The 2,429-nt window shown below is 67.6% G+C and carries 2 protein-coding genes; one reads left to right on the plus strand and one right to left on the minus strand.

The window, feature by feature from the left end; genetic code table 11:
- Positions 1–986: MFS transporter (locus WBV89_RS00650; protein ID WP_423979412.1), on the minus strand; the 986-nt coding region annotated here is incomplete at its 3' end.
- Positions 987–1,119: 133 nt separating this feature from the next.
- Between WBV89_RS00650 and WBV89_RS00655 the strand changes: the two genes are divergently transcribed.
- Positions 1,120–2,211, plus strand: a complete 1,092-nt coding sequence (locus WBV89_RS00655) for a pyridoxal-phosphate-dependent aminotransferase family protein (RefSeq protein ID WP_423979413.1) — start codon at positions 1,120–1,122, stop codon at positions 2,209–2,211.
- Positions 2,212–2,429: the final 218 nt, after the last annotated feature.

The following is a 2,429-nucleotide window of genomic DNA, read 5'->3' on the forward strand; positions in this document are numbered from 1 at the left end:
TGGACGATGCTCTCGAACCCGAGGCGACCGAGTGCCGCCGAGAACCCGACCACGCCGGCCAGCACGATTCCGGCACCCGCCGACCCGAGCACCGCGAGCCCGAGCCCCGCGACAGCGCTCAATGCCAACACACCGGTGAGCATCGTCTCCTCGCGCGCCATCCGTCGGACGCGCGGGGCGAGCGCGTTTCCGAACATCGTCGCCACGGCCGACGCCGCGATCGACGCACCGAACAACGCCGTCCCGTTGTCGAACGTGCGCAACCAGAACGCAAGGTGGAAGAACGTGAAGCCGACGTTCGCCCGCAACACGGTCATCGCAGTCGCCGCCATCCGCAACGACGGCGAATGCAGTTCGGTCTCCTCGACCTCGTCGGGAGCGGTCGCAGCGACGACCTCGGGTGCGAGCCGACGAGCGGAGAGGAAGGCCGCCACGAAGACCGCGGCGCCGTAGATCAACGCCGCTTCGGACCCGATCAGGGTGAGCAGGATTCCGGCCGGGACGACGGCGACCGCTCCGGTGAGCCCCGCGAGCAGACCGAGCTTCGAGTTCGCCTCGACGAGTTCGGTCGTCGAGCGCACCGTCGACGGAACGAGCGCCGACTTCGAGACCGCATAGGTCTTCTGCAACACCAGTGACGCGAACACCAACGGGAACAACTCGAGTCCACCGGGATCCTGCGCCATCAACAGCAGCAGAACGACGCGCAGGACGGCCACGACCTGGATGACGAGACGGCGTCCGCCGGCCATCCGATCGATCAGCGGACCGATCAGCGGAGCGATGAACAGGAACGGGGCGAAGCTGATCGCGAGGAACAGCAGGACCTGCGTTCGCGCCGAGTCGAGATCGACGCTGAAGAAGAACGAATCGGCGAGGGCGACGACCATCGCGGCGTCGCCCGCCATCATCAGCGCGTGGGTGATCGCGAGCCGGGTGAACTTCGACATCGGCGCCGGATTCGGCGCTTGCTGCGGGCGGTTCACCACAGGCATCCTACGAGCGCGCCGCGCGACGAGGAGTCGGGGTGGCGATGGAACGGGAAGGAAATCGCTGGTCCGGGCTCGACTTGGTGGGCGGGATCGGAGGACGGCGAGCCAGCGAATACAGTCGCCACACATGACCCTCTCCGATCGCGTCCTCATGGGTCCTGGCCCGTGCAATCCCTACCCCGAGGCGACCGCTGCACTCGGTCGCCCGATGCTCGGGCACCTCGATCCGGAGTTCATCGCCCTCCTCGACGAGACGTGCGATCGTCTGCGGGCCGTGTTCTCCACCGCGAACGCGCTCACCTTCCCCGTGTCCGCCACCGGCTCGGCCGGGATGGAGGCGTCGATCGTCAACTTCGTCGGACCCGGCGACACCGTCGTCGTCGGAGTCAACGGCGTGTTCGGCGGGCGCATGGTCGACGTCGTGCAACGAACCGGCGCCAAGGCGATCGCCGTCGAGCACGAGTGGGGTCAGCCGATCGACGTCCAGCGGATGCTCGACGCACACCCGGCTCCCGCGATGTACGGCATGGTCCATGCCGAGACCTCGACCGGCGTCGAGAGCGACATCGCTGCGATGGCAGCCCACAAGGGCGATGCCCTCATGCTGGCCGACTGCGTGACGTCACTCGGTGGCGTCGACCTGCGGATCGACGAATGGGGAATCGACATCGCGTACAGCGGTACCCAGAAGTGTCTCGGTGTCGCACCCGGCCTCGCGCCGTTGACGGTGTCGCCGCGCGCCGTCGAACGACTCATTCCGGTCCCTCCGTCGTGGTACCTGGATTTGAACATGATCGCCAAGTACGTCACCGGCGGTGGTGCGCGGGCCTACCACCACACCGCTCCCATCTCGATGATCATGTCACTCCACGCCGGACTCGGGGTGGTGCTCAGCGAAGGCCTCGACGCCGTCCGCGAGCGACATCAAGCAGCCGGTGACGCCGTCAAGTCGGGGATGCAGGACCTCGGGTTCGAGCTGTTCGCTGCCGAGGGTCACCGACTCGCACCGCTCAGCTCGATCGCGATTCCGGAGGGTCGGCTCGCGGCGCTCTCGGAAGCCGACGTGCGGACCCGGCTGCTGCAGGACTACGGCATCGAGATCGGCGGCGGACTCGGTCCGGTCGCCGGCACGGTGTGGCGGATCGGCACGATGGGCCACACCGCACGCCAGCGCAACGTGACCACGCTGCTGGCCGCACTCGCCGACATCATCGACTGACACGTCCAGCGTGTCCAGCCCGCTGTGCGGGACACCGCGTCCATTCAGCGCTGCCGGAACCTCGCGGGGAGGTCGGTGATGTCGAGTCGGATGATGGTCCATCCCTGGAGATCGGGGCGTGCTCGTCCTCGTTCGACGTAGTCGTCCCAGCTCAGTGTCTCCAGGACCGGTGTTCCGGGTGATGATCGTCCGGGCGACGCTCGCTCGGGTCGATCCGG

It is taken from the genome of Ilumatobacter sp., assembly GCF_049588435.1.
GTDB lineage: Bacteria > Actinomycetota > Acidimicrobiia > Acidimicrobiales > Ilumatobacteraceae > Ilumatobacter_A.

Bases quoted from the DNA above. Each gene is read 5' to 3' on its own strand.
- WBV89_RS00655 (WP_423979413.1), top strand. From the start codon at position 1,120: ATGACCCTCTCCGATCGCGTCCTCATGGGTCCTGGCCCGTGCAATCCC.